Origin of the sequence: Williamsia muralis (genome assembly GCF_051487485.1) — a bacterium.
Taxonomy (GTDB): domain Bacteria; phylum Actinomycetota; class Actinomycetes; order Mycobacteriales; family Mycobacteriaceae; genus Williamsia; species Williamsia muralis_B.
In genome coordinates this window covers 509,582-534,504 of record NZ_JAHVCV010000005.1, presented here as the reverse complement: position 1 = coordinate 534,504, position 24,923 = coordinate 509,582, and the positions used below count along the sequence as shown (strand labels likewise).

The window sequence follows — 24,923 nt, the reverse complement described above, 5'->3', positions numbered from 1 at the left end:
TGACACAATCGGCCTGTTTCATAACAGAGAACACCGGATCACATGAAGAAACACACGAGCGGAAGACTGACAGTGACAGAGACAGCGAAGTACGTGATCGTCGGCGGCGGCCTGGAAGGGCTCGCCATCGCATGGTCGCTCGCCAATCGGGGGGAAACCGATGTGCTGATCCTCGAGCGTGACACCCTGTGCTCGGGGATGACCGGCAAGTCCAGTGGGGTGGTCCGCTGCCACTACGGCACCCCGTCGTTGGCGGCGATGTCCTGGTACAGCGTGGACGTCTTCCAGCGCGCCCCTGAGCTTTTCGACGACGACATGGCTTTCCGGCAGTGCGGCTACGTGGTCGGCGTCGGCGAGAACAACACCGTGCCCCTCAAGGCGAATGTGGCGATGATGCAAAGTCTGGGTATCGACGTCGACTTCATCGACCACGAGACCATGGCCGGTCTCTGGCCCGGCCTGCACCTCGACGACTTCGCGGCGTTCGCCTACGAGCCACTTGGTGGACGCGGCGAGGCCTACATGGCCGGCATGGCGTTCGGTGCCGCGGGCCGCAGACTCGGCGTCACGGTGCGCCAATCGACCCGGGTGAGCGGTCTGCTGCAGAATGCCGGCGGGACCGTCTACGGCGTCACGTTGGCCGGCGGAGACGAGATCCACGCCGAGCATGTCATCGTTGCTGCTGGGCCGTGGACACCGGCGCTCACCGCGACTGTCGGCGTTCCGGTGGATGTCAAGGCCCAGCGTGCACAGCTCGTCCTGGTCGACCAGGGGGCGCCGACCCCCGAGGTTCCCGTGCTGTCGGATCTGGCCGGGCTGCAATACATCTGCCGTGAACCCAACGGTGAGTTGCTGGTCGGGAACTCCGATCACCAGGCACCGCAGTACATCGACCCAGACGACTACGTGAACCGCGCGGACGATTCGGCGATCGAGAAGAACATCATGAAGCTCGGGAACCGGTTGCCGGACATGCCCGATCCGCGGATAGCCGGCTCCTACGTCGGCGCCTATGACGTCACTCCCGACTACAACCCGATCATCGGCCCCTCCCCGGCGGACGGGCTGTTCCTCGCCACCGGATTCTCCGGTCACGGGTTCAAGATCTCCCCCGCCGTCGGCGAACTCGTCGCCGACCTTCTCACCACCGGGACGACGACGCTGCCGAACGTTGATCCACACGACTTCCGGTACAGCCGATTCGAGGAGAACGACCTGTTGCTGAGCCTGAACCCCTACGAGGGCGCCGGTGAGATGCGATGACCACCACCTCCCTTCCCCCGACCGAAACCCCCGACCAGGAGCCTGCCATGGCCATAGACACAGCCGACGCGTTCACACCCACACCCGTAGCCGCCCCAGATCCCGTGGGTGCCGAACCGACCTTGACCGAGTTGGTCCGGTCCAGCGGAACCACGTTCATCCTCGCTTTGTTCGTGACCATGTCGGGCAAGCCATGCGCCAAACTCGTTCCGGCACAGTCGGTCGGCATGCTCGAGGAAGACGGCGTCGGCTTCGCCGGCTATGCGGCAGGCATGATGGGCCAGGAACCTAAGGACTCCGACCTGGTCGCCATGCCCGACGCGTCGTCTTTCACCCCGATCCCGTTCATCCAGCCCGGCCTCGCCCTGGTGCACTGCGATCCCCACGTCGATGGCAAGCCCTGGCCGTTTGCTCCCCGCATCATCCTCAAAGAGACCCTGCGCCGAGCTGCAGACCTCGGGTTCAGCGTCAACGTCGGCGCAGAGATCGAGTACTTCCTGGTCAACAGGGACGACTCCGGTGCGCTCACCACCGCCGACCCCGCCGACTCCAAACGACAGCCGTGTTACGACGCCCGCGACGTGACCCGCATGTACGACCACCTCACCGAGATCTCGACGGCCATGAACTCGCTGGGCTGGGGCAACTACGCCAACGACCATGAGGACGCGAACGGACAGTTCGAGCAGAACTTCGACTACGCGGACGCCATGGTCACCGCCGACCGCGTGATCACCGCCCGATACCTCCTCTCGGTGATCGCCGAAAAACGTGGGATGCAGGCAACGTTCATGCCCAAGCCGTTTACCGACCGCACCGGGTCAGGCATGCACATGCACCTGTCACTGTGGAGCGAGACCGGTGCCGTCTTCCCCGATGCGTCCGACGACAAAGGACTCGGACTCTCGAGCATCGCCTACGGCTTCATCGCAGGCATCCTGGAGCACGCCTGCGCCCTGCAAGCTGTGATCGCCCCGACCGTCAACTCGTACAAGCGAACCGGCGCCACCACCACGAGCAGCGGCGCAACCTGGTCGCCGCGCTTCGCCACCTACGGCGGCAACGACCGCACCCACTACCTGCGCGTGCCCGACCACAACCGCGTCGAGCTGCGCGGCGGCGACGGATCGGCCAATCCGTATCTCGCGGCAGCCGGCGCCATCGCTGCCGGACTCGACGGCGTCAAGCGCAACCTCGATCCCGGCGCTCCCGGCAGCGGCGACAGCCCCAGCGAGATGCTCCCGATGACCCTGCTGCACGCGATGGACGCCCTCGACAAGGACGACGTCCTCACCGCCGCACTCAATGTCGCGGGTCCAGGCGTGAGCGAGTACTTCGCCCAGCGCAAACGCGAAGAGTTCTTCGCCTGGCACAACACGGTCTCTGCGTGGGAGATCGACGAATATCTCACGGCCTTCTGACCACCACGACTTTCTGCCACCAACAACGAAGAACAGGAGTTCCACATGTGTGGAATCGTGGGTTTGCACCTACGTGACCGGGCTCTGTACCCCGAATTGGGCGCACTGCTGACCGGCATGCTCGACCAGATGTGCGACCGCGGCCCCGACTCGGCCGGCATGTCGATCTACGGTGACCCGACGTGGTCGCCCGAGGGCCACGCCACCGTTTCCCTTCTCGAGAACCCACTCTCGGCATCCGACCTGGCGTCGGCTCTGACCACCGCGCTCGGCGTCGAGGCGACAGTCATCGACCTCGAACCGACCACCGTGCTCCACGCGGCCGTTCCGTCCGATGAGCTCGTCGCGGCAGTGCGCGGTGTCGCACCGGCGGCGCGGATCATCGGCTTCGGTAGCGAGGTCACCGTTCTCAAGGGAATGGGCAATCCGACCGAGCTCGCCCACCGCTTCGGCCTACCGAACGCCTCAGGCTGGCAGGGCGTCGCCCACACCCGTATGGCGACCGAATCGGCTGTCACCGCTGAAGGTTCGCATCCCTTCTCTGTCGGCACGGATCAGTGCCTGGTGCACAACGGATCGTTCTCCAACCACATGAGCATCAAGCACGAACTCGAACGCACCGGTGTTGTGTTCGACAGTCAGAACGACACCGAGGTCGGCGCACGGTTCATCGCCAAGCAACTCGCCGAGGGCGTCGATCTCGAGAAGTCACTGCTGATGCTCAACGAGACCTTCGACGGTTTCTACACACTGTTGGTCTCGAACAAGGACTCGTTCGCCGTTGTCCGCGACCCCATCTCATGCAAGCCCGCCGTCATCGCAGAAACCGACCGTTGGGTCGCGATGGCCTCTGAATACCGTGCGCTGGCAGGACTGCCCGGCGTCGACACCGCCCGCATTTTCGAACCCGAACCAGAAGAGGTGTACGTATGGCACCGTCAGTGACCGAGACGCCGAACGCCGTCGCCACAGCGGACGACACCGCCGAGTTCACGACGTTCGATCTGCTGTCCACCACCGTCCGCTCGGTCAACGAGACCCTGCAGTCCCTGCAGGCGCCGAACCAGTCGGTCATCACGGCACCGCAAGGCGCGCACGCCCTGGCCTGTGGACTCGACAAGGACATCGACGTCACCATCGAAGGGCATGTCGGCTACTACTGCGCCGGTATGAACCAGCAGGCCACAGTCACGATCAACGGGAACGCCGGTGTCGGGCTGGCCGAGAACATGATGTCCGGGACCGTACGGGTCACCGGCGACGCCTCGCAGTCGGCCGGAGCCACCGCCCACGGTGGCCTGCTCGTCATCGAGGGCAATGCCGCAGCACGTTGCGGGATCTCCATGAAGGGCGCCGACATCGTCGTCGGTGGCAACATCGGCCACATGAGCGCCTTCATGGGCCAGGCCGGACGTCTTGTCGTCTGCGGCGACGCCGGTGAAGCCCTTGGTGATTCGCTGTACGAGGCCCGTATCTACGTCCGCGGCACGGTCGCATCGCTGGGTGCCGACTGCATCAAGAAGGAGATGCGCGATGAACACCTCGCCGAACTGGGTGACCTGCTCGCCACCGCGGGCATCGACGCCGATCCCGCCGACTTCACCCGCTATGGCTCCGCCCGGCAGCTCTACAACTTCCACGTCGACAACGCCGCGGCGTACTGACATCCCGGCGTCCTGACATTCCGGCGTACAAGGAGCGATACAGATGACATACAACCCGACCCTGCGTGAATCGGCCACCTTCGACAGAGGCGTCATCGCCGAAATCCAACGGGCCGCCGACACCGGCATCTACGACATCCGCGGCTGGGGTGCCAAACGCAAACTCCCCCACTTCGACGATCTACTGTTCCTGGGCGCGTCGATGTCGCGATACCCGCTCGAGGGTTACCGCGAACGCTGCGATACCGACGTGGTCCTCGGCGACCGCAACGCGAAGTTTCCACTGCACCTGGACATCCCGATCACCATCGCAGGCATGAGTTTTGGTGCACTGTCGGGACAGGCCAAGGAGGCCCTGGGCCGCGGTGCCAGTGAAGTGGGCACCTCGACCACCACTGGTGACGGCGGCATGACCCCCGAAGAGCGCGGTCAGTCGAAGAACCTGGTGTACCAGTACCTTCCGTCGCGGTACGGCATGAACCCCGACGACCTGCGCAAGGCCGACGCGATCGAAATCGTGCTCGGCCAGGGCGCCAAACCCGGCGGCGGTGGGATGCTCCTGGGACAGAAGATCACCGAACGTGTCGCCGGGATGCGGACGCTGCCCATGGGAGTCGACCAACGGTCGGCGTGCCGACATCCAGACTGGACGGGACCAGACGACCTCGCGATCAAGATCATCGAGCTGCGTGAGATCACCAACTGGGAGAAGCCCATCTACGTCAAGGTCGGTGCCACCCGCACCTACTACGACGTGAAACTGGCCGTCAAAGCCGGTGCCGACGTCGTGGTCGTCGACGGCATGCAGGGCGGAACCGCCGCCACCCAGGACGTGTTCATCGAGCACGTCGGCATCCCGACGCTCGCAGCGATCCCGCAGGCAGTCCAAGCGCTGCAAGAGATGGGTCAGCACCGGAAGGTCCAGCTCATCGTCTCCGGCGGTATCCGTTCGGGCGCCGACGTAGCCAAGGCCATGGCTCTCGGTGCCGACGCCGTCGCGATCGGCACCGCTGCCCTCATTGCGTTGGGCGACAACAACCCTCGGTATGCGAAGGAATATCAAGAGCTCGGTAGCGATGCCGGATTCTACGACGACTTCCAGGCCGGTCGCGATCCTGCCGGGATCACCACCCAGGATCCCGAATTGTCCAAGAATCTTGATCCCGTCGAGGGCGGACGTCGACTCGCCAACTACCTACGGGTATTGACCATGGAGGCCCAAACCCTGGCACGCGCCTGCGGCAAGTCGCATCTGCGCAACCTCGAACCCGAGGACCTGGTGGCACTGACAGTCGAATCGTCGGCGATGGCTCGCGTGCCGCTGGCGGGCACCACCTGGATCCCTGGGAAGATGTGACCCTGCCCGAGCCCGCCTTCTCGCCGGGGGTTGTCGAGGACACGACCCCTCGCGAGGTGTTCGACGGCGAAGGTGTGCATGGCCCAACCGAACTCACGCACCTGCCGATCCGATTCCTCGCCGTCACCGCGTATCCCGACAACTACTCAGAATGACAGAAGGACCTGACATGACCGCGTTCGATTCCATGTGGGCATCAATACTCGATGTCGGTCGTGCCACGACCGGCGGCTACCGTCGCTTCGCATGGAACGACGCCGACATGACGTTGCGCGAGTGGTTCACCGGCGCCGCCACCGACCGCGGCATGTCCGTCGAAGAAGACCGGAACGGGAACCTCTGGGCGTGGTGGATGCCGGCCGGTTGGGAGGGCGATCCGACCGACGCCTTCGTCACCGGGTCGCACCTCGATTCGGTGCCCGACGGCGGCGCGTACGACGGACCACTCGGAGTCGTGTCGTCGTTCATCGCCATCGACATCGTGCGAGATCGCGGGATCGTCCCCACCAAACCGATTGCTGTCACGGCATTCTCGGACGAAGAGGGTGCACGGTTCGGCGTGGCGTGCGTGGGGTCGCAATTGACCACCGGCGCACTCACGCCGGGGCGAGCACTGGGGCTCCGCGACGCCGACGGAGTCACGCTGGCCGAGGCGCTCACCCGCTCCGGCCGTGATCCGTCGCACCTCGGCGCCGATCCCACACTGACCGACCGCGTCGGGGTCTACGTCGAGCTGCACGTTGAGCAGGGCCGGGGTCTCGATCTGGTCGATCAGCCGATCGCTGTGGCGTCGTCGATCTGGCCGCATGGGCGGTGGTTGTTCAGCTTCACCGGTGAGGCCAACCATGCCGGCGCCACCCGATTGGTCGACCGCCGCGACCCGATGCTCGCGTTCGCGTCGTCGGTTCACACCGCCCGCAGCGCGGCAACCCTGCACGACGCCGTCGCCACGTTCGGCAAGGTCCGGGTACTGCCCAACGGCGCCAACGCCATCCCGTCCGAGGTTCTCGCCTGGCTCGACGCCCGCGCCGCCGACGAACCGACGTTGAGCGCGATGGTCGAGCAGATCTCAGCCGAGGCCCGAAAGTACGCCGACGCAGATGGCATCGGCCTGGCCGTCGAAGCCGAGTCGATCACCCCAATCGTCGAATTCCCCGCCGACACACGGCAACGCCTGCAAACCGCGCTCGGTCACCTCGGTGACATTCCGGCGCTCCCGACCGCCGCCGGACACGACGCAGGCATTCTCTCGGCGAAAGTACCCACCGCGATGCTCTTCGTCCGGAATCCGACTGGGGTGTCGCACTCGCCGCTCGAATTCGCTGAAGCCGCGGACTGCCATCGTGGTGCCGAGGCACTGGCCGATGTGATGGCGGAGTGGGTTCAAGAGCCGAGCGCTGATCGCCACTCCAACGATTTCTCCGCCAGCTAGATCACGGATTCGATCTGTATCTCGGCCACGGCTCTGGACCTCGGCTTCGAACTGCGTTGCCACCCAGTCGCTGACGTACCGCCGCGGCGTTTGAACTCGGGTGCGCACCGGCGAGTCCCGCTACCCTGTACAGGCGAGACGTACTGCGAGTCACTGCTGGACGTCTCACCTGAATCGTGCTGCACGAGCAGGCCCGGGTGATCGCCCAAGGTGTAAGGAGTCACATGGCCACGGTTGGTGACTTCGTCACCTGTGTCGGCCTCGGGTCATTGATTCCAGGTTCCGCCGACCGGATCCTGGACCGCACGGTCGCAACGGTTGTCGAGATGACGACGCAGGGTCCGTTGGATCTCGACGACGGATCCGTGGTCTACGTCCCGTCGACCTCGTGGTCATTTCTGACAACACCGGAAACGCTTCCTTCGCAACTGAAGTCAGCAGGAGCGTTGGCGGTGGTGGTCAACAACGACGATCTGAAACTCCCGCCCGAGTTCGTCGAAGCCTGCGTGCACGCGTCTATTCCGGTCCTTCTCCTGCCGAAGTCCAAGACGTTGGATGAGCTGAGAGCTGCTCTGGCGGAGCAGACCACTCGCTTCGACACCCGCGGTGTGCACATCTCCGAACTCGATGCGATCCGCAGAGCGCTGAACGGTTTCACCGCGGTCACCGGGACCGAAGCGTGGGTCGTCATGGAAGGCGCCGTGGTGTCCAGTGCACCGGTGGACATCGCACATCTGATCAAGATCCTCGCGCGCAAACCAATAGCTTTACAGCAAAGCATGTGTGCGATGGCCACTCTCAATGTTCCGCTACCTGCATCTGGTCACACACTGGCGATCCACAATCCGAGTCGTGTCGCACTGGACCTCACCGGTATCGAGAGTCTCGTCCGCGAGATCGATACCTACGCCCAGGCCATCGAGGTGAAGCGGTCAGCTCGACGACAGATCGAAACCGCGCTGGTCCGAGAACTCATCGAGGCCAACGTCGCTTCTGCCACCCTTGATCCGTGGGTCGGGTCCTTCGATCTCGCGCCAGGGAGCCGTGTCCGGGCAATCGCAGCCGTGCTACCCGAATTCTTGAAGTCCGAGAGCGAGGTCGTGGGCAATGCCCTGCGTGACCTGGGTTTACTGGATGGCGGTATCTGCGTCACCGGGGCACACGGTGGCTGTGCGTACGCGCTGATCACCCTGCCCGACGGCGAATTCGGGCGATCGGACGAGATCACCGGATTCGAGCATCAATTGAAGCTTCTGGCGGACCTCTTCGAGTTCCGCCACCAGCAGGCCTTGTCTCTGGGGGTGAGTTCCTGCGTTCTCCGAGGCAGTGACGATCTGGTACGCGGCTTGATCAACGCACGACAGCTTGCTGATCGTCAGGCGCGATCGACAGTCGCCGAGATGGACGAGATCCCACTGGCAGTGCCGCTGTCGGCAACGTTGCTCGCCGCCGAACCCGAACTCGCGGCGGTTCTGGGCCGAGCGCTGCTGCAGCCGGTCATCGACTACGACCGGGAGAAAGGCACCAGTTATCTGGAGTCGCTTCGAACGTTCCTGGCGTTGGACTGTCAATGGGCCACCACCGCCACGGAATTGGGTATTCACATCAACACGCTCCGATACCGGCTCAAACGTATCGAAAGACTGACCGGACGGGGGCTCCACACGACGGCCGACCGTTCGGACTACTACCTGGCCCTGTGTTTGCGCGAGTTACCCGGGAGCGGTTAGCGACCGTTTTCCTGACCACCACGGCTCTGGCAATCGTGGTGAAAACTCCTCGAGGACATCGTATTTACCATTTGACGCCCGTGCGACGTACGACGGATGGGCGCTGTAATGATTGTTCAGGAAATAGAACGGAAGCCCCTCGGGGTTGCGCTCGAATCGAACCCCGAGCAGGGCGGCCGACAAGTGGGCGGGGTCAAAAGAGTCCGCATGTTCGGCGGCGATCCGAATCGCATGAACTGCGTTGTAAGCACCGACCTGGGCTGGATGCGACCATCGCTGCCCCCGGATCTTCCACAGAGACTCACGGTACGAGCTGTTCACCTCTGAATCGACGCCGGAGAAATAGGTTCCGGTCATGAAGTGTCCGTTGGTCAACTCGGGCGACATGTGGGCCAAGTCGACCTCGGTGGTGACAGTGGCCGCGATCGGCAGAGTCGCCGCACTGAATCCGGCGTCGTGAAACTGTTGGTAGAAAGCCGAGGTCGAGTCCATGCCGACCAGGTTGCAGATGATCACCGACGGATTCTTACGGCGGATGTCGTCCAGAACGGTCTGGAAGTTGGTCTCGCCGAGCGGGGCGTACCAGCTTCCAACAGTCTCGACATCAAGATGAACGCCGTGCCGTGCGATGGCCTCGGCCAGGACGCGCGGGTACACATAGTCCGATCCGATGATGTAGACCCGACGGCCGAGATTGTCGGCGACCCAGCTCAGGTAGTCGGCGAGGTACTGGTTGGGCGCGGCTCCGCAATAAAAGACTCGAGGATCGGCTTCTTCGCCCTCAAAATAGGTCGGGTACATCAACAGTGCGCGGTTGGCGTGTATCGCCGGAAGCATCGCCACCCGACTCGCCGACGTGTAGCCGCCAACGATCACGTTGACGTGCTCCGTCCCACACAGATGGTTGATTCCGCGCGCGCTCGACAACACCTCGGAGTGATCGTCGTAGATCGCCGGACGCAAATCTTGACCGCGCACTCCGCCATCGTTGTTGATCTCATCGACCGCCAGCAGGGCACCGTCGAGAATCGACTGTTCCATCTGAGCCAGCGGACCCGTCAGCGAGAAGAGCATGCCGATCTTCACTCACACGCTCCCGTCGGTGGATGTCATCAGCGGACAAGCCCACTGTAGCCGCATCTTTGGGAACAGTGCGAGGGCGTGGCCAGGTCGCAAAAAGCACGTTCGGCGACGTTTCGATCCGATGAACAAACGTAACGCACGCATATCGGTCACGCGGTTGTTACGTCCAGCGCAGACGTATGTGCGCAGGTCAGCGCCTGATCGTCGGGGCGGGGTGTGTCAACGTCCAGTCGGTGCGGCATTCGAGTTGGGTGATGCGCCAATTGTTGAAGCGGCCGCCAGGCGGTTTCGTATGGACCGTCCGAGTTATCGCCGAGGAGGCACCCATGACCGAAGCCATCAGCAGGCCACGGAAGATCCGCACAGCCGTCGACATCGGCGGAACATTCACCGACATCTTTGTTCAGCACGGTGACGGTCTGATCACCACCGCCAAGTACCCGACACAATCGGATCCGATCGAAGGCGTGCTCGCCGGCATGGACCGCGCGGGAGTCGAGTGGAAGGACGTCGAATTCTTCTCTCACGGAACAACAATTGCGACCAACGCCCTCATCACACGGACATTCCCGAAGATCGCTCTCGTGACCACGGAGGGATTCCGCGACGTCATCGAGATCCGTCGTGGTGACCGGGAATCGTGGGATCCGTACGAGGAGGTCGGCAAGCCTTTTGTTCCCCGCCGCCACCGCCTCACCGTCTCCGAGCGCATCGGATACGACGGTGAGATCATCGAACCCCTCGATGAAGCCGGCGCACGGGATATCGCGCGAATCCTCAAGAGACGTGAAATCGAGACCATCGCAGTGTGTTTCATCAACTCATTCACCAACCCGGTACACGAGAACCGGATGGCAGAGATCCTCGCGGAGGAACTGCCGGGTGTCGCGGTCACGACGTCGAGCGACGTTCTCCCGGAAATCTTTGAGTACGAACGGTTCTCGACGACCGTCGCGAACGCGGCATTGGTACCGATCATCGGACCCTACGCCCGTACCCTGGAGGCTCGCCTGGAAGACAGCGGTTACACGAACGATGTACTGCTACTGCACTCGGGTGGAGGCGTCATGACCCCGAAGATGGCCGAGAAGTACGGTGCTCGACTCGCGGCCTCGGGCATCGCTGCAGGCGCAATTGCCAGCCGCCACATCGCGCGCCAGTGCGGCTACGAGAACTCAATCGGGTTCGACATGGGCGGCACGTCCACCGATGTGTCTCTGACGGACAACGGCGTTCTCGGAACCACCAACATGTGGAGCGTGGAGTTCGGATACCCGATCTGCTTCCCGAGCATCGAGGTGTTGACCATCGGCGCCGGCGGAGGATCCATCGCCTGGCTCGACGAAGCCGGGTCGCTGCGCAACGGACCACAATCGGCGGGTTCTGATCCCGGGCCCGCCTGCTATGGCGCCGCCGGGGAACTCGCGACCAATACCGACGCCAACCTGATCCTGGGAACGATCGGCAAGAAATTGGCCGGCGGTGTCAAGGAACTCGACGTGGCGTCCGCGTATGCGGCAGTCGAGAAGGTTGCCACACCACTGGGTCTCGAAGTGGAGACCGCCGCGCAGTCGATCATCAAGGTGGCCAACGCCAACATGGCGGACGCTGTGCGCCTGATCTCGATCCGCAAAGGCCACGATCCTCGCGACTTCGCGCTGGTCGGATTCGGTGGTGCCGGCCCACTGCACGTCGCGTACCTTGCCAAAGAGCTCGGGATCCCGACTGTCATCGTTCCACCACATCCGGGGGTGACATCCGCGATGGGCTGCATGCTCGTGGACGTCCAGCACGACATCACCAGGATGTATCTCACCGACGCGGCGAACGCCGACCTCGACCACCTCACGCAAACCTTCGCGGACCTCCGAGACGAGGGTCGGCAGCGACTGACGGCCGAACACGTCAACGACGCCGACATGGTCTTCGAGTACTACCTGGACATGCGCTACAACGGCCAGTGGCGAGCAATCGCCGTGCCGGTGACCATGCCATTCGGTGGCCTCGACGAGGTGGTTGCAACATTCCACGCCACCCACCTCAAAGAACACAACTACGCGAGCGACGAAGCAGGCGTGGAGATCTACCGGATCTCGGTGCGCGCCATCGGATTGACACCCCGTGTGGACGCAAAGCCCGCCGAACTCATCGACCCGGCCGACTTCACACCGGTGCCGACGGAGATTCGTCAGGTTCTGTTCCCTGACGAGACGACCCGGCAAGAAACTCCGGTCTACGACCGCACCGACCTTCCGGCCGGTGCTGTGCTCTCCGGTCCGTGCATCGTCGATCAACTCGATTCCACCACCGTGGTCCCGCCGCAGACAACAGCCCGTGTCGATGCCTGGGGCAACCTGATCCTCAGCCAGGACGCCTGACTCCTTCTCCGTCACAACACCACTCACCGTTAGAGGTACAAGACATGCCCGCATCACTCGATCCAGTGACATTCGAAGTACTCAAGAACGCCTTCATCAACACCGTCGACCAGATGGCCGAGCAGATCCTCCGAACCTGCTACTCGTTTGTCATCTACTCGCGCGACTTTTCTTCGGCACTCTGTGACCCCAACGGAGACACCGTCATGCAGGGCACGGGCGACATCGCCGCACACGTCGGCACCCTGCACTACACGGCCAAAGCCGTGATCCGGCAGTTCGACGGCGACATCCACCCCGGCGACGTCTTTGTCATCAACGACGTTTATGAAGGTGGCAGCCACTTCAACGACACCCGGATCATCCGGCCGATCTACTACAAGGGTGAACTGCTCGGTTACGCGCAGGCGAACGGACACTGGGCCGACGTCGGCGGCGCGACTCCGGGCTCATTCAACGTCAAGGCGCTCGATCACATGGGTGAGGGCTTGCGGATTCCGCCGACTCGCCTGTGGAGCAAGGACGAGTTCCTCGAAGACGTCGCGTACCTCATCGCCAAGAACACCCGCAATCCGCGCGACATCATCGGCGACATGCAGGCGCAGGCCGAAGCCACCCGCGTAGCCGAGCGTGAAATCCAGCGTCTCTGCGACAAATACGGAGTCGAGACGATCAAGACCGCCATGGCCGAAGTCCAAGACTACGTCGAGGATCTGACGCGCGCCAAGATCAGCGCCCTGCCCGACGGCGTCTGGTACACCGAGGATTACATCGACCAGGACCCCGGCGAGGAGGAAGGTCTGATCCCGGTCACCATGAAGATGACCATCTCTGGCGATACATGCCACTACGACCTCAGTGGCTCGCACGCGTCGATCGCCTCGATGCTCAACGCCGGGTTCGGCGGGTCCTTCGCCGGCATTGTCGCCGGTACCAAGATGCAATTCCCGGACATCCCCTTGAACTCAGGCTTCTATCGGGTGGTCACGGCCGATCTCGGTCCGGTTGGCTCGGTTGTCAACGCGGACTGGCCGTCACCCTGTGCTGGATTCTGTTCCGGCCCTTTCGAAAAGATCATGAGCTCCGTCTTCGAGATCTGGTCGGACATCCAGCCGCATCGGGCCATGGCCTGCACCTTCAATCTCGAGTACTTGTTGGTCGGTGGCCGTGACAAACGCAAAGACGGCAACGAGAGCTTCATGTGGTACGACTGGATGATGGGCGGCTGGGGGGCCCGCAACGGTGGCGATGGACACAACGCGTCAGCCGCAGTCTTCGGGGTCCAGTACGGAACACAGCCTTTCGAAGGCCAAGAGCGTCTGGCTCCGGTGCTCACCACCCGTCACGAGTTGGTTCCCGATTCCGGTGGCCCCGGAAAGTTCCGCGGCGGTGTGGGCGCGGAGAAGGGCGGGTATCTGACCGCCAGCAGCAAGACCGTGATGTCTTATTGCTGTGACCGCGAGCGTTCGGTCACCTGGGGCCTCTGGGGTGGGCTGCCCTCCATCCCGCACGGCGTGTGGTTGAACAAGGGCACCGACCGCGAGGAGTATCTCGGTTCGATCTTCGCCGCGGTGCCGATCAAGGCAGGCGACGTGTTCACCCGGCCGTCCGCCGGCGGCGGCGGTCTCGGAGACGCCCTGCAACGTGACGTCGACTCCATCCTCGAAGACGTCATCGACGGGTACGTCACCATCGCCCGGGCAGAGAAGGACTACGGCGTCGTCATCAAGGAGATCGATCCGGAGGTCTTCGACTACGAGGTCGACATCGAGGCCACACTCGCTGCCCGCGAATACATTCGGAACAACCGACATGCCTGGATGACGCGAGATCCGCTGGAAGTGTCCGCCGAATACAAGTCAGGCCTCATCAACGAGATGGACTGCCTGCGCCAGTACGGTGTGATCCTGGACTGGGGCAGCGGCGAGGTCCTCACAACGACCACCGAACAGTTCCGCGCCATGCTTCAACGTCGCACCATCGTCCACTGGACTGACGACGCAAACGTTCCGTACGTCAAGGGAACGTTGACTGTCCACGACTACGCAACCGTTTAGTACAGCTCGATTCTCGCTGTCTGGGTGCCTCCTCAGGGCCGCGGAGGCACCCAGACCTCCTGTTCATCCACTTCTGTTTCGCTTCACAACTCACCTAGGAACCGGTCATGACCACAGAAGCACGCAGACCTGCGGCCAGTGAAATACCCCCACTCGCAGTCACATTCACCGACGATCCCCATGTGCTTGCCAAGGCGGCCAGCGAAGACTACTCGATGCACATCGTTCCGCGCTCCTGGCGGACATCCCGCACATCGGTGTCGATGGCGTGGTTCGGACTGATGAGCGCCATGTTCTTCGTTGTCATCGGTGCCACCGTGGCCCTGGCGGTCGGCACCATCAACTCGATCATCGGCATCGGCCTGTCGGTGGTGGCCTACGGTGTCATCAACTCGATCGCAGCGAAGGTTGCGAACGAAACCGGCACCAGTGTCTCTTTGTTCTCCAGAGTCTTGTTCGGCCGCGCCGGATCAGCTTTCGCAGCAGCACTGTTCGGGATCACCATCGCCTACTACGTGGTGGCAGAGGGTTCCATCGTCGCATCGGCGCTCCATGCGTACTTCGGGGCGTTGCCGATCGCCTTCTGGTCTCTGGTCGTTGTTCTCTATCAGGCGCCGCTGGCGTGGCGCGGAGTCACCACGTGGCTCGACAAGCTCAACGGGGTCCTGTTGCCGCTCTACGTGATCGGCCTCGTCGGATCGGTGGTCTGGACCATCATCGAGTACGGCTACAGCAACGAATGGCTGACCTACACACCTGAATCCACCGCAGATCTCGGCGTTCCCGGTTGGTGGTATGCCTTCGTGATCTACATGGGCGTCTGGGTCGTGACGATGATGGCGTGGGACTACGCACGCTTCGGCAGGCCCGAGGACGCGAAGTTCAACGCCCGGTTCAGCTTCGGCACTCCCTTCTACATCGTGACGTTGCTGATCAATGCCATGGTCGGGATCTTCCTGGCACAGACGATCACCATCGCCGGCCCGCTGTCCGAGGAATCGGCGATCCTGGGAATCATCGGCATGATGGGCATTTGGGGCCTGCTGTGGGTGGTCGTCAGCCAGACCCGCGTCAACAGTGGCAACTTCTACCTGGCGTCGACAAACTTCCAGAACTTCTTCGCCCGCACACTGAAGTTCTCGATGCCGCGCACCTTCTGGGTGCTCGTGGTGGCAGTCCTCGTGTACCTGATGATGCTCACCAACGTGCTGTCCTGGATCGTGCAGGCGCTGCAGTACCAGGGCGTGGTGATCGTCGGCTGGGTGGCGATCGCCCTGACCCACATCGCATGGATGCGACTGCGGTCGATCCCTGCTGATTCTCTCGAGTTCCGGCCGGGTCGCGTGCCTGCGGTGAACCCGGCAGGTGTCGCCGCGTGGGGGGTGTCCTCGGCGGTGGGGATCGTGATGGTCGCTACCGGCGGACCTGAAGGTGCCGTGTGGGCGCCACCGGTGTCATTCGTCCTCGCCGCCGCCATCTACGGGGTAGCCCTCGGATTCAGCCGCGACGGCTGGTTCACGATGCGGCGACCGCATGATCCCCGCGACGAAGTCGACGACATGTGGGAAGCCCGGATCCAGTGCCACCGCTGCGAAGACAGCTACATCGCATACGAAATGGACCGGGATCCGGCAGCAGGTCACGCACCGATCTGCCTGGCCTGCGCGTCCGACGACCTCGAGTTCCAGCGGGCGGCGGCCAAAGAAGCAGCGCAATTCCGCGCGGACAGCAAACTGTAAGAAGTACCGAAGATCCACCAAGACCCGGGCTCGCCATTGGCGGCCCGGGTCTTTTCGGGTCCGGAACATCTGCGCAGCACAGTGACTCGTAGTTCGCCGACGAACTGGGAACGCCGACCGCTCCCCAATCCGCGGGCGCGCTCAGCAGTGCGGAGACAATCGAGGCCAGGGCCCGAACCTCTTCAACAGGGCAGAGACCAACGTCAGGCTTCAGGGCGCCACTCCCCCATGAGCGACACCCCCTAACGCACACACGTCCTCAAACATCGGCGGGCGCGGTTAGGGTCCGATGATGGAAGACGAACAGTCCGGCGAGATGGCGGGCGCCGGGGTGGTGGCCACGAGACTGCTCTCCGACATCACCCCGTTCGCCGACGAGATGCTTGCCTATCTCGCTGAGCGGATCCCGGAGGCCGTGGTCGACGACGAGTTGCGCGGGCTCACCCTCGGGTCCTGCTCGTCGAATATCGAATCAGTGCTGTCGATGGTGCGCCACGGCATCGACGTGTCGGCTGCCGAGGCGCCAGTCACCGCGCTGGAGCATGCACGAGGGATGGCAGCGCGCGGATACGACGTCGACGTGATGCTGCGCTTCTATCGGCTCGGGTACGAGTTCTTTCTCGGCAAATTGGGCGACGCGATTCCGGCCTGGATCGACGATCCGTCGGTGGCCTTGAGTACGTTCATCACGCTCCAGCGGTACGGAATTCGCTACATCGATCGCATTTCCAGCGCAGTGGCGGTCGAGTATCTCGCAGAACTCAGACGTCGGCAGAACCAGGCGCGTGCCGAACGCGGCGAGGTTGTCCGTGCACTGTTGGCGGGCGAACCGATTAACAGAGCAATGGCCGAACGCACTCTGGGGCACCGCCTTACGGGGATGCAAGTCGGCTTCATCTGCTGGTCGCACGACCGCGACGTCGACCTCGAAACGGTGGCTCGGCGGGTCGCGGTGTTGCTGGGCTCGCCGCATCCGCTGGTCCTCATCGACGGGCCAGAGGCAGTGCAGGGTTGGGTGTCGATCTCGAGCAGAGCCGCGACCGACCAGCCCACGATCACGTCCTCAGCGGTCGGATCCATCGCGCACGTGGCAGTAGGCTCTCCGCACCCTGGTCCGGCAGGTTTCCGGCGCTCGCATGACGAGGCGCGACGTGCACGGCGGGTCGCCGAGATGTCGGAGCGCACCACTGCGTCGATCACCCGATTCGCCGATGTGGCGTTGGTCGATGTGATCACTCGCGATCTCGAGTCAGCACGGTCCTTCGTCGCGGACGAGCTCGGCGACCTCGCGTCGAACGACCCGCGGAAAGCCGACGAACGAGCTGCGTTGCTCGCGGTGCTCGACGCACAGGGAAGTCTGGCCGGTGCCGCGAGCCACCTGGGGGTCCACCGCAACACCGTCCTGCAGCGGGTCCGGCGCGCCGAGCACAGTCGCGGTCGCCCGGTCTCCGAGCGGGTCGCCGAGTTACACGCGGCTTTACGTGTCTGCGACGCGATAGGTCCCACCGTTCTCGCGCCGTCCCAGCCCTGACCGCAGCGCGGCACCCTCTCGACCCACCGCCAGCACACCTACCGCCAGACAGTGTGCGCTCAGCACATGACGGTGGGCGCAAAGGCCTTGTTGACGAAGAGCGAAACTTCTTAGCCTCGAGATGTCCTGATATCCCGAGCTGGAGGCGTACCTGTGTCGACAATGACCGAGCAACCGTCGTTTGCGGCGCCAGATTCGAGCCTCCCCTTGCCCGACCCCGGTGAGCGGGTGCCCACCCTGTCGTGGCCCATCGTCGGGATCTTCACCCTGTCGCTTGCCGTGTTCGCCGGGGCCAGCGTTGCTGCCGTCAATCACGCGGCTCCCGCCGCCGCGACCATCGCAGCCAGCAGCGTCGCGATCTTCATGATGTTCACCGTCCTGCACGACGCGTCGCACTACTCGATCAGCTCACACCGATGGGTCAACGTTGCTTTCGGTCGGGTTGCGATGCTCTTCGTATCTCCCCTGATCTCGTTCTCGGCGTTCGCCTTCATCCACATCGAGCATCACCGGAACACCAACGACGACGATTCCGATCCCGATCATTTTGTCAGCGCCGCGACTTACTGGCAGCTACCCTTCCGGTTTCCCATCATGGACCTTCCCTACCTCAGCTGCCTGGTGCGAAACATCAAGCGGCGGCCTCGCTCCGAGATAGCGGAGACGGCGTTCCTGATGTCGGCAACGGTCATTGCGATCGCAGCCGCCGCAGTCCTCGGGCACCTGTGGATGTTCGCGGTTGTGTACCTCATCCCGTCTAGGGTCGCCATGTTCGTTCTCGCGTGGTGGTTCGACTGGCTTCCGCATCACGACCTCTACGACACCCCGCGCGAAAACCGCTATCGCACCACCCGCAACCGAATGGGGTCGGAATGGATACTGACTCCGCTGTTGCTGTCGCAGAACTACCACCTGGTCCATCATCTGCATCCCTCCATACCCTTCTACCGATATGTCGCTGCGTGGCGGCGCAACGAAGATGCCTACCTCGAGCGGGGCGCAGCGATCGGGACCGTGTTCGGCCAGCAACTCGACCCGCAGGAGTACCGGGAGTGGAAGCAGCTCAACGGCAAGACAATCCCCCTATTGCCGATCCGACGAATCCACACCACCGGCGCGGGCACCCGCACCACTCACCCACTCACGGTGAGCGGGATCGAGCAGCTCACGTACAACAGCGTCCGTGTGACGTTCGAGATCCCTGACAGTTTGCGCGAGGAGTTCTGCTTTAAGCCGGGGCAGCACATCACGATCCACCATCGCGTCGACGGACAACCGGTCCGCCGCAACTATTCGATCTGCACGTCGGCAACCTCGGGCGTGCTCGCCGTCGGGATCCGCAAGGTCGACGGCGGCACCTTTTCCACCTACGCCGTCGATAACCTACGTGTCGGGGACGTCCTAGACGTGGAGCCACCCACCGGGACATTCGGCGCACCTAGCGAGTCCGTCACCTCTGACCACCATGTCGCAGTCGCTGCCGGCAGCGGCATCACCCCGATCCTGTCGCTCGTGGCAACGACGCTGGAGACCACACCGAACAGCCGATTCACGCTCTTCTACGGCAACCGCTCTGCCGAATCGACCATGTTCGCAACCGAACTCTACGAGCTCGCGACGCGCTACCCGGAGCGGTTGCGAGTTCTCCATATCCGGTCGAAGCAACCGGACCACCCCGAGAGCCTCAGCGGCCGGATCAACACACCGCTCATCGTCAAGTTGCTCGACGCCGACGTGACCGCGATAGGCACGTGGTATCTCTGCGGTCCCACCGACCTGATCACATCGGTGCGCTCCGACCTTCTCGCAAACGGTGTCCCATCCGAGCAGGTACACGTGGAACTGTTCGGCGGTGCCACCCGTGCGGCGCAGGCCGGCGACGAGCTCGAGTCCACCATCAGCATCAAACTGTCGGGAGCCGATCATCAACTGACGTCGACGCGGGGTTCGAGTGTTCTCGAAGCTGCACTCGCCAACAAGATCAACGTCCCCTACAGCTGCCTCGGCGGTGCGTGTGGCACGTGCCGCGCGAAGGTCACGTCCGGATCGGTATCGATGGATCAGAACCTCGCACTCAGCGAGACCGAGGTCAAACAAGGGTTCGTCCTGACGTGCCAATCACACCCGACAACCGACACTGTCGCAGTCGATTACGACAGCCAACCCGCCTAGATCCAGAACACAGACCGGCGACCTCGCGCCGCGACCGCAACATCACCCTCATCCGTGAAGGACGAACCCCCGTGAACATCGACAAAAGCGTGATCGTGGTGACCGGTGCGTCATCGGGTATCGGAGCTCAGACCGCACATGTGTTGGCGCGCGCCGGTTCTCACGTGGTACTCGTCGCCCGCAACGCAGGGGCAATCGAATCAACCGCACTCGAATTGCGAGGACAGGGTTTAGCTGCAACCGCCGTCGCTGCCGATCTCGGACGCCACGAAGATGCGGCGCGGATGGCTCAGTACGTGCTCGAAAGAATCGGGGTCCCGGACGCAATCGTCAACAACGCCGGCGCCGGTCGCTTCCTGCGCATTGAGGAGACCGATCCGGCGGAGGCCGAGGAGATGATGGCTGCGCCCTACTTCGCGGCATTCTTCACCACGCGCGTGTTCATCGAGCCAATGCTGGCCCGTGGCACAGGCGTTGTCCTGATGGTGAATTCGCCGGTGTCGGTCATGCCGTGGCCCGGCGCCGTCGGATACGCATCGGCCCGATTCGCCCTCAAGGGATTCACCGAAGCTCTTCGCCAGGACCTTCGCGGAACCGGTCTCGTCGTGAGCTCGGTGACTCCCACGCGGGTCGACAGTCCCTACTTCGACAACAACCCGGGGGCAGCCGAGAGGATCCCGAAAGCCGAAGCGCTACTGGGCTCCACCACGCCCGAGGCCGTTGCCCACAGCATCCTGTCGACCCTCGAACGTGAACGCCGCGACGTCCATCTCCCGTGGCGGTGGGCGATGATGGCTCCCATCGCCCGCGCCTTCCCCCGGCCGATGGCTTACGTGACCGCACGCACCGGCGCCCAACGAAATTGACCAGTTCTTCGGCCCATCGCCTGCGTTGAGAGCGCTGGCGCAGACGGCTGCGGGTTCCGACGCGATGCCATCCGCCCAAGGTAGTTGGACGAAACCGCAACGCTTGCAGAGTCAACCCTGCCGATGGGTGCCTGCGCGCTAACTAGTTTTGGCAGCGGCGGCGGCGGACCAAAGACTCGGTGCCCCAGCCCGACATAAACAGAGATTATCGGCGCTAGGTCGCCGTACCGTACGGATACCTACCCAGTGGCACATGACTCGAACATGCAACCTCCAGCCTGCTGTCAGTGCCCGTCGGCCCTGCGTTAACTGGTTATAGCGCAGATTGCGTGTGGCTGAATTGCGGCGACTCGGTTCAGCTGCTGCAGGGTGTTCGCCACCGACTGCCGGGGGATGGTCTCGTCAAGACTGCCTTGAGGCGACATAGTATCTATTACCGGCGACAGCTATTGTCCAACAACAGCTTTAGCTGAAGCGACAACACCTCGGTACGTCGGGTGAAGTGCTCAGGTGTCGGTCTACTGCGGGGCCTCGGTCATGTAACCGGTGTTGGGGTCTATTTCGGCGAGGAAGCCTCGGATCGGTGTGCGGTGTTGGGCAATGGTGCGTGTCGGAACCGGGGGGAGTGATGACGTGCTTCTGCCGACTCCTCGCCGCGCTATTGCTGGTGCGCCTGAGCCGAATCCGTATCCCGGGTTCGGGCCCGACGCCCATTTGTAGGAGCATCCTCCGTCGGGCTTGACAGTGACCTGGAAGGTCTCGCCCTGCACGGTGAGGGTGATCGGGCCGTCGTCGGCGGTTGGTCTCCAGTCGTCGGGGTAGTCGGAAGGACTCATCGCACCAGTCTCGCTCAGACTCGTTGGTGTCCGCTAGGTGGAGGGCGGCCGACTGTCGGTGATCTCGACCGTCTCGGGCCACGCCATGGTGCTACCGACTTCGACGATGTGCTGAATCAGTCCGGAAGCGGTGAGCCAGATGGTTCCGTGATCGTCTTGAGCCAACTCAGGTTGAGATGTGAACACCGGTGCGGTGTGCACCGGTTGCAAGGTTGCGCGGTCGAGGATGGTCAGCAGCCAGAATTGTCCACGGCTGTGGTCGTAGGAGGTCGGTCCTGCGAGCGGCCACCATGAACGGCTGGTTCTGTCGGGCGGATGGCCGATGGTCCAGATGTAGTCGCCGACGGTTCCGGCTCGAAAGAACTGGCGTGGGACGTGTCGATCGTCGGCGGCGGTGAGTTCGGGTGTGATGTCGGTGAAAGTGTGTTTGTGGGCCACCGTAAGCGGATTGCCGAGCAGGCCAGGGTCAGAAGGATAGGGGTCACCTTCGGCCGGCAGTAGCGGGCCGGTCTCGCATGTGCCGTTCATTGCGATTCTGACGAGCTGATAGCGCCTCGAGTTAGAGGCGCTGCGGCGGAGCAGGACGACGAAGGTACTCCCGTCGGCAACTGCGTCGATCGGTGAACCCTCAGGCGTCTTAACTTCGACGGGCTTGCCGATGGGCGTGTGAAGGAGCCACGGTTGGTCGTTGGTGCATGCGAGAAGAACCTCACCGTTCACGGCGCCGGCCACGATTGGGGTCTCGTTCACCTGACGACCGATCTCGGCTGTGGTTTCGATTCGGTACGTGCCGTCGGGTCCACTGATCCAGCAGCCGGCGGGTGTGGCCCATATCGACCGGCCCGGCGCGACTGCCGCTGGAAAGAGATGTGTTGTGCTGACACCGGTCTCATCTAAGCGAATCGCGGTCGGGAGTAGTCGATCGAGCACCCACACATGTGAACCGCTGGCCGAAATGTCGCCGGCAACGAGACTGGGCCGCAGCGGGAGCGGAGGAACGTCGTCGAGATCAAGAGTGATCAGCACACCGATGTCAGCACGAGCCGGCGCTGGGGGGTTGTTGTTAAACATGCGCTCATCGGAGAAGAAGCGGGGAGCCCGCTTTACTGTCTTGTATTCGCGACGCCCGGCCACGGGTGCCCACCGCTCACGAGTGTCGACGCGTTCCCAGAAAGTGCTAGCAATCTGCACGCTGGTCACTCGCCCGCGTACCCATCCGGTGGCGTCGATCCCCATCACCCCCATGAACTGTCCGGTCACCTCAACTCGACCGGCCAGCGGGCGTCGACCGTGCCAAGTCGCCGTCCACCCGTCACCACGTAGCAATCCGCTCCATTGCCAGACGTCGCGCCACTGCGACGGACCGCGGCCTGCCGGTTCGAGCGTGCCCCGCACGGTGACCGCGTCGGGTGCAGTTGCAGGGGTCTCGGTGAACAGCAGCGGGAATGAGGTCACCGCCCCAATCTCGGGCGGATCGATCTGCCCGTCTGAGATCGCGGTCCGATCGACCAGAACAGTCAACGTGCGACGTCGCTCGGACACGCTTTCTCCAGTGGTGTTGGTCATTAATTTCGGTCGGTCTCGGCGCCCACAAATCGGAATCTACGTCAGTGTCATGATCGCGGCTGTTTCCTCATACTTCTGGTCTCGGGGTCGCGGGTGCGGACGCGTCTTTCAACGTGCGCACCGGTGTCGGCGGTGAGCCGTACCCTGTGAGCAGCAGATTCTTCGATCTGCCCGAGAGACGCCGAGGCCCTGCCAGAGCGGACTCCGACAGGGCTCCGACGCGTATTTGGCTATACAGCTACAGCCTAGAGGGCGGGCCTCGCCACGCAGTAGGGGTTCCGCCACATCGGGGTCGCTGATGTCTTGGTCGCGCAACGAACCAGGAGGTAACCCCCTTGCCTGATGATGAACCACCGCTCACGCGTCGGTCCGTTCGCGACTTCTGCAAGCACTACGGACTGACGCGGCCACAGTTCCGGGATTACCGCACAAAGGCCAAGGTCAGGCCCAATGACCAGCACACCATGCTGTCGGTCAAGGACCAGAAGGCATTGCTGCGCTACGTGAGCGCTGACCGCCGAGAGGCTCAACAGCGAAGCGAGTGGCTCCGACACGTGGCGACGACCCCGGTCCGTCCAATCAAGCAGGGGCCGCCACCAGAGCCGCCCGTCGACTTCGAGGCCCAGATCGAGACCGCGATGGCTTCCCTGATCAAAACTCGCAGGACACTCGTCGCGCTGACGAAGGATCACATCGCCGACGACGGCACCGGCCGGTGCGGCGTATGCAGCCAACGAACTCCGTGCCTGACGAAGCGGACGCTGACAGAACTCGACCGAGGTCTCGTCGGCGAGATCGCGGTATGGGGAGCGGGCAGCGGGTCGGACAGTTCGTTGATGACCGCCGACGATCCCGAGCGGCGGCTGCAACTGCTTTACGCAGCTCGCAATCGCTGGCTTGAGGCACTGGTCAGGCTCACCAGGGATCACATGAACGAGAACGACAGCAAGCAATGCGTTGTCTGCAACGTGGACGACCCCTGCGGGCTCAAGGCCGCGTTTTTGAGGATCAATCCGGGGATCGCGCATCGAGTCGCGAATGAGTTTTACATCATGGATGACGAAGAGCTACGGGCTGCGTTTCACCGCCGACCCCGTTACGCCCGCAGCGACGAATCGACCTCGTCCTGACAATTACCGATAGGGGTTGTCAATCGCCGCTAATTCTGCTGTGGCTGGTGCATCTCTACAGTGGCTGCATGGGTGAAGCAGCAACGTACGAGGACTATCTCTGGACTGAACGCAACCTCGAATTCCAGTCATTCTGCCTTGCACTCGTGCAGGATTCGAGTGTCGACGACATCAGGGCGCAGCTGCCGGTGATCGAAGATCTCGGGTCGCTGAGCTTCCCCGAACTGCACGAGCATTCCTACCGCGACTGGGATCCAGACAGGTTGCTCGTCGGGCTGCTCCAAATCGATTCGTGGACAGCGATGTACGAGGTCAACGGGTACGTCGGGATCACCCGCCAAATCGTCATTCCGATGTCGACGGGCCGGCGGATCGTCAGCCACCACTACAGCGACGGCAACCTCAGCCACAGCTTCAAGCTCTACATGGACGGGCGGCTCGCAGCGAGCGTTGACCCCGGAATAGGTATCGCCGATCTGTGGGCCGCGGACCCAGACATGTTGTCCACGTTGACCTCGCTGATGCAAGAAGTCGGATTCGATCAACCGGAAGAGGATCCGGTCGATGGGCAGCAGCACGGCCGCGCAGCAGCTTTCGCCCTGTCGGATCGATTTACAGGCGTGCAGCTGGAACCACGCACGATTGCCGACACCGCATTCTCAGTCTTTCGCGTTGAGATGTCGTAACACCCACGAAGC

The 24,923-nt window shown here is 63.1% G+C and carries 18 protein-coding genes and 1 pseudogene; 16 read left to right on the top strand and 3 right to left on the bottom strand.

What is annotated here, in order from left to right:
* The first annotated feature begins 72 nt into the window (after positions 1-72).
* The 8 genes and pseudogenes from KXR83_RS16790 (at position 73) to KXR83_RS16755 (ending at position 8,867) form a co-directional block, all read left to right on the top strand.
* On the top strand, positions 73-1,263 hold the full coding sequence (locus tag KXR83_RS16790) for an NAD(P)/FAD-dependent oxidoreductase (protein ID WP_437425767.1): 1,191 nt from the start codon (positions 73-75) through the stop codon (positions 1,261-1,263).
* A gap of 47 nt (positions 1,264-1,310) precedes the next feature.
* Positions 1,311-2,684 carry a type III glutamate--ammonia ligase gene (gene glnT / locus KXR83_RS16785; RefSeq protein WP_437425766.1) on the top strand — a complete coding sequence of 458 codons (1,374 nt, stop codon included), beginning with the start codon at positions 1,311-1,313 and terminating at the stop codon, positions 2,682-2,684.
* A gap of 45 nt (positions 2,685-2,729) precedes the next feature.
* Positions 2,730-3,629 carry a class II glutamine amidotransferase gene (locus KXR83_RS16780; RefSeq protein ID WP_437425765.1) on the top strand — a complete coding sequence of 300 codons (900 nt, stop codon included), beginning with the start codon at positions 2,730-2,732 and terminating at the stop codon, positions 3,627-3,629.
* Entirely contained in the window at positions 3,614-4,348 is a 735-nt protein-coding gene (locus tag KXR83_RS16775) for a protein glxC (RefSeq protein WP_437425764.1), read from the top strand. The genes KXR83_RS16780 and KXR83_RS16775 overlap by 16 nt, the downstream gene beginning before the upstream one ends.
* 43 nt (positions 4,349-4,391) lie before the next feature.
* Positions 4,392-5,705, top strand: coding sequence for an FMN-binding glutamate synthase family protein (locus tag KXR83_RS16770; RefSeq protein ID WP_437425763.1), 1,314 nt, complete (start codon positions 4,392-4,394; stop codon positions 5,703-5,705).
* Between the two features lie 56 nt (positions 5,706-5,761).
* Positions 5,762-5,860: pseudogene (locus KXR83_RS16765) on the top strand (helix-turn-helix domain-containing protein); the annotation flags it as partial.
* Between the two features lie 14 nt (positions 5,861-5,874).
* Positions 5,875-7,137 carry an allantoate amidohydrolase gene (locus tag KXR83_RS16760; protein WP_437425762.1) on the top strand — a complete coding sequence of 421 codons (1,263 nt, stop codon included), beginning with the start codon at positions 5,875-5,877 and terminating at the stop codon, positions 7,135-7,137.
* Between the two features lie 224 nt (positions 7,138-7,361).
* Positions 7,362-8,867 (top strand): PucR family transcriptional regulator, encoded by a 1,506-nt coding sequence (locus KXR83_RS16755; protein WP_437425761.1) that lies wholly within the window; start codon positions 7,362-7,364, stop codon positions 8,865-8,867.
* Here the strand turns inward: KXR83_RS16755 and KXR83_RS16750 are convergent.
* Complete coding sequence (locus KXR83_RS16750; RefSeq protein WP_437425760.1) at positions 8,850-9,953, bottom strand: transporter substrate-binding protein; 1,104 nt, start codon at positions 9,951-9,953, stop codon at positions 8,850-8,852. The genes KXR83_RS16755 and KXR83_RS16750 overlap by 18 nt on opposite strands.
* A gap of 323 nt (positions 9,954-10,276) precedes the next feature.
* On the opposite strand from KXR83_RS16750, the gene KXR83_RS16745 reads away from it, so the two are divergent.
* From KXR83_RS16745 to KXR83_RS16720, 6 genes are all read left to right on the top strand, one after another.
* Positions 10,277-12,328, top strand: a complete 2,052-nt coding sequence (locus tag KXR83_RS16745) for a hydantoinase/oxoprolinase family protein (RefSeq protein WP_437425759.1) — start codon at positions 10,277-10,279, stop codon at positions 12,326-12,328.
* Positions 12,329-12,372: 44 nt separating this feature from the next.
* Entirely contained in the window at positions 12,373-14,385 is a 2,013-nt protein-coding gene (locus tag KXR83_RS16740) for a hydantoinase B/oxoprolinase family protein (protein ID WP_437425758.1), read from the top strand.
* 107 nt (positions 14,386-14,492) lie between these two features.
* Positions 14,493-16,124: a purine-cytosine permease family protein gene (locus KXR83_RS16735; RefSeq protein WP_437425757.1), complete on the top strand. Its 1,632-nt coding sequence runs from the start codon at positions 14,493-14,495 to the stop codon at positions 16,122-16,124.
* A gap of 292 nt (positions 16,125-16,416) precedes the next feature.
* The gene (locus KXR83_RS16730; protein WP_437425756.1) at positions 16,417-17,655 is read left to right on the top strand and encodes a PucR family transcriptional regulator; all 1,239 of its coding nucleotides are present in this window, start codon (positions 16,417-16,419) and stop codon (positions 17,653-17,655) included.
* Positions 17,656-17,817: 162 nt separating this feature from the next.
* The gene (locus tag KXR83_RS16725; RefSeq protein WP_437425755.1) at positions 17,818-19,827 is read left to right on the top strand and encodes a fatty acid desaturase; all 2,010 of its coding nucleotides are present in this window, start codon (positions 17,818-17,820) and stop codon (positions 19,825-19,827) included.
* A gap of 71 nt (positions 19,828-19,898) precedes the next feature.
* Positions 19,899-20,693: an SDR family NAD(P)-dependent oxidoreductase gene (locus KXR83_RS16720; protein WP_437425754.1), complete on the top strand. Its 795-nt coding sequence runs from the start codon at positions 19,899-19,901 to the stop codon at positions 20,691-20,693.
* 518 nt (positions 20,694-21,211) lie between these two features.
* Here KXR83_RS16720 and KXR83_RS16715 read toward each other — a convergent pair.
* Together KXR83_RS16715 and KXR83_RS16710 are read right to left on the bottom strand one after the other, a co-directional pair.
* Positions 21,212-21,529 carry a hypothetical protein gene (locus KXR83_RS16715; protein ID WP_437425753.1) on the bottom strand — a complete coding sequence of 106 codons (318 nt, stop codon included), beginning with the start codon at positions 21,527-21,529 and terminating at the stop codon, positions 21,212-21,214.
* A gap of 33 nt (positions 21,530-21,562) precedes the next feature.
* Complete coding sequence (locus KXR83_RS16710) at positions 21,563-23,071, bottom strand: hypothetical protein (RefSeq protein WP_437425752.1); 1,509 nt, start codon at positions 23,069-23,071, stop codon at positions 21,563-21,565.
* Between the two features lie 359 nt (positions 23,072-23,430).
* Here KXR83_RS16710 and KXR83_RS16705 point away from each other — a divergent pair, with 359 nt between their 5' ends.
* Together KXR83_RS16705 and KXR83_RS16700 are read left to right on the top strand one after the other, a co-directional pair.
* The gene (locus KXR83_RS16705) at positions 23,431-24,225 is read left to right on the top strand and encodes a hypothetical protein (protein ID WP_437425751.1); all 795 of its coding nucleotides are present in this window, start codon (positions 23,431-23,433) and stop codon (positions 24,223-24,225) included.
* 68 nt (positions 24,226-24,293) lie between these two features.
* Positions 24,294-24,911 carry a DUF6461 domain-containing protein gene (locus KXR83_RS16700; RefSeq protein WP_437425750.1) on the top strand — a complete coding sequence of 206 codons (618 nt, stop codon included), beginning with the start codon at positions 24,294-24,296 and terminating at the stop codon, positions 24,909-24,911.
* Positions 24,912-24,923 lie beyond the last annotated feature (12 nt).